The sequence below is a fragment of the Nocardiopsis sp. TNDT3 genome (assembly GCF_003427465.1).
Lineage (GTDB): Bacteria > Actinomycetota > Actinomycetes > Streptosporangiales > Streptosporangiaceae > Nocardiopsis > Nocardiopsis dassonvillei.
On record NZ_QPFC01000693.1, the window covers coordinates 1 to 3,232 of the forward strand.

Sequence of the window (3,232 nt, forward strand, 5' to 3'; positions counted from 1 at the left end):
GTTCGCCGCCGCGGACCGCGGCGGCGACCGCGCCGAGGACCGAGGGGTCGAGCGGTGGTTCGTTCCCCGGAACGACGCTCGTCGCCTCGCGTACCGCCTCGACGCGCCGACGCAGGCGCGAGGGCAGCACCTGCTCCAGCTTCGCGAGCGCGGTGAGCGATGTCTCCTCGACGCCGAGCCTCCGGGTCGCGACCACACCCAGTCCGACCGCGACGGCGACGGCCTCGTCGTCGTCGAGCAGCAGCGGGGGCATCGCCGTCCCGGCGGCCAGCCGGTACCCGCCCGCGACACCGGGACGCGCGGCCACGGGGTAGCCGAGCGAGCGCAGCCTGCCGATGTCGGCGCGCACGGTCCTCGTGCTCACACCGAGCCGGCCGGCGAGCTCTGAGCCCGTCCAGTCGCGCTTGAGCTGGAGCAATGACAGCAGTTCGAGCAGGCGGGCGGAGGTCTCCAACATGTTCCCCATCATTGCGGCGATCGCGGAAGCCCCCCTGCCGCATTGCCTGGAAACGTCGGTGCCATGAACGAGGACAACGCACTCACACCGTTTCGCATCGCCATCCCGCAGGCCGACATCGACGACCTGCGCGACCGGCTGGCGCACACGCGCTGGCCGGTCCCGGTGCCGGGCCGAGACGATCGCACCGACTTCAGCCGCGGCATCCCGCTGGTGTACCTGAAGGAGCTCGCCGAGTACTGGCGCGACGGGTTCGACTGGCGTGCGCAGGAGGAGGGGCTCAACGAGTACGGACAGTTCACGACGGCCGTCGACGGCCAGACCTTCCACGTCGTCCACGTGCGATCGACGAACCCGGAGGCCGTCCCGCTGATCCTGAACCACGGCTGGCCGGGCTCGTTCGTCGAGTACCAGCGGCTCATCCCGCTGCTGACCGATGCGTTCCACGTGGTCGTCCCGTCGCTGCCCGGCTTCGGGTTCTCCACCCCGCTGTCGGGGACCGGCTGGGAGCTGGCGCGGACGACGGAGGCCTACGCCGAGATCATGACGCGTCTGGGCTACGAGAGGTTCGCGGCCCACGGCACCGACATCGGTGCGGGCACCACCGGCCGCCTCGCGGCGCTCCACCCGGAGCGCGTCATCGGCACGCACATCGGCAGCGACCCGCGGTGGCTCGGGTTGCTCGGCGACAAGTTCCCCTACCCCGACGGTCTGTCCGATGACGAGACCGCCCAGATCGAGGCGGTGCGCGCCGAGGCCGCGGCTGAGCGCGGGTACCTGGCGATGCAGGACCACCGCCCCGACACGATCGGCGCGGCGCTCACCGACTCGCCGGTCGGTCAGCTCGCGTGGATCGCCGAGAAGTTCAAGACCAGGGCCGACGGCGCCTACCGGACGCCGGACGAGACGGTCGACCGCGACCAGCTCCTCACGAACATCAGCCTGTACTGGTTCACCCGCAGCGGCGCGTCGAGCGCGCAGTTCTACTACGAGTCCGCGCACTCCGGAATCGACTTGGTCACGGCCTCCGACGTGCCGTCCGGATGGGCCGTGTTCGACACCCACCCGCTCATGCGCCGCGCGGTGGACCCGTGGAAGGCGATCGGTCACTGGAGCGAGTTCACCGAGGGCGGTCACTTCCCCGCGATGGAGGCGACGGAGCTGCTCGCGGACGACATCCGCGCCTTCTTCCACGGCGTTTCCTGACTCCGTGTCAGGATCCGCGGGCCGCGAAGGCCCGCTCAAGACCCGAGGCCGTGGCGGGGGAACAACGGCCGTCCCGGAGGCGCGTACGACGGGGACGGTGCCTCAGGAGCCGTCGGTGACGCGCTTGCCGTCCCCGTCCCGGACGATGGTGAAGGAGTCCACGACCCGGCCGTCGGCGGTCCGGGACCGGTACTCCAGGGTGTCGCCGTCCACCGAGACCGTCTGGAAGGTCTGGGTGTCGGTGCGCTGCACGCGCACCTCGGCTCCGTGGTCGGTCCAGTTGTCCTCGGCAGCGTCGTAGGTCTTGGGGCCGGTCACCGCGACCACGTAGACCGGGCCGGTGTGCGTGCCGGGGTCGCCGGTCCGGTGCTCGGCCATGTTGCCTCGGGTGTAGGAGTGGTCGTGTCCCTGGAGGACCAGGTCCACGTCGTACTCCTCCAGCACCGGCAGCCACGCCTCGCGCAGCGGTTCGTTGTCGCGGTCGGGGTCGGCGGAGAAGACCGGGTGGTGGAAGGTGACCACGGTCCACTCGTGGGGGTTGTCGGCCAGCACCCGCTCCAGCCACCGCCGCTGCGTGTCCAGCCACCGCTCGGCCCCGTCCGAGGGCACCTCGCGGTAGTTGGAGTTGAGCACCACGAACCGCACGCCCTGGTAGTCGGTGTGGTAGACCGTCTCGGCCAGGTCCGCGCCCTGGTCGGGGCCGTTGTCCGCGCCGCGGAACTGCGGAACCCAGTGTTCGCTCAGCCCGTCGTCGTACTCGTGGTTGCCGGGCGTGGCCACGTGGTTCATGCTCCCGGCGGCCGGGCCGAAGGCGTCGAACCACTCGTCCCACTCCGAGCCGCTGTCGGCCGAGTCGATCAGGTCGCCGGAGTGCACGGCCAGCTCGGCCTCGGGCGCGGCCTCCAGCCCGGCCCTGACGACGGGGGCGGCCTCGTCGGTGATGTCGTTCTGGATGTCGCCGAAGTACAGGAAGCTGAAGGGTTGGGCCCCCTCGGCGGCGGTGGTGAAGGTGCGCCAGTCGCTCACCGCTCCGCCCGTGTCGCCGTCCTCGCCGCCCCCGCCTCCGGCGACTTCGCCGCCTTCCCCGCCCGTACCGATCCGGTAGCGGTAGGCGGTGTCCGGTTCCAGGCCGGTGGCCGTGGCCGTGAAGGTGGAACCGGGCTCCTCCCCTCCGGTGGCCCGCCCCCGGACCCGGGTGGGCTCCGCGGATTCGTCCTCGGGACCGATCTCCAGGAAGGCCTCCCGCGCACCGTAGGCGCGCCAGGTCACGGTCTGGGAGGTGCTGGGGTCGGCGGTGGGTGAGAGGAGGACACGGTCGACGGGCCGCTCGGGCGGGGCCTCGGGGGCGCAGGCGCACAGCCCGACCGTGAGGACCGCGCCGCCGAGGGCCGCGAGCGCGCGGAAGGCGACGGAACGGGGCCGGACCGGGCCGGACGCGGCCGAGCGGTCCCGCGGGGACCGGGGCGGCACCGGGCGGGGCCGCGGAGCGCGGGACGAAGCGTCGGGCATGAGGGACCTGTCCTTTCTGACGGCGAACCGGTGCCGCGGGCGAGAAGGGGCGGCGGGGGG

General features: G+C 72.4%; 3 protein-coding genes. 1 reads left to right on the forward strand and 2 read right to left on the reverse strand.

The window, feature by feature from the left end:
* A partial coding sequence (locus tag DQW06_RS17320) for a YafY family protein (RefSeq protein ID WP_117198920.1) occupies window positions 1-457 on the reverse strand: 457 nt, incomplete at its 3' end.
* Window positions 458-520: 63 nt separating this feature from the next.
* Here DQW06_RS17320 and DQW06_RS17325 point away from each other — a divergent pair.
* Window positions 521-1,663 carry an epoxide hydrolase family protein gene (locus DQW06_RS17325; protein ID WP_117198921.1) on the forward strand — a complete coding sequence of 381 codons (1,143 nt, stop codon included), beginning with the start codon at window positions 521-523 and terminating at the stop codon, window positions 1,661-1,663.
* A 102-nt stretch (window positions 1,664-1,765) separates the two neighbouring features.
* On the opposite strand, the gene DQW06_RS17330 is transcribed toward DQW06_RS17325, so the two are convergent.
* Window positions 1,766-3,172 (reverse strand): metallophosphoesterase family protein, encoded by a 1,407-nt coding sequence (locus tag DQW06_RS17330; RefSeq protein WP_117198922.1) that lies wholly within the window; start codon window positions 3,170-3,172, stop codon window positions 1,766-1,768.
* Window positions 3,173-3,232 lie beyond the last annotated feature (60 nt).

Coding starts and splice junctions, on each gene's coding strand:
- DQW06_RS17330 (WP_117198922.1), bottom strand. CDS start 3,172: ATGCCCGACGCTTCGTCCCGCGCTCCGCGGCCCCGCCCGGTGCCGCCC.
- DQW06_RS17325 (WP_117198921.1), top strand. CDS start 521: ATGAACGAGGACAACGCACTCACACCGTTTCGCATCGCCATCCCGCAG.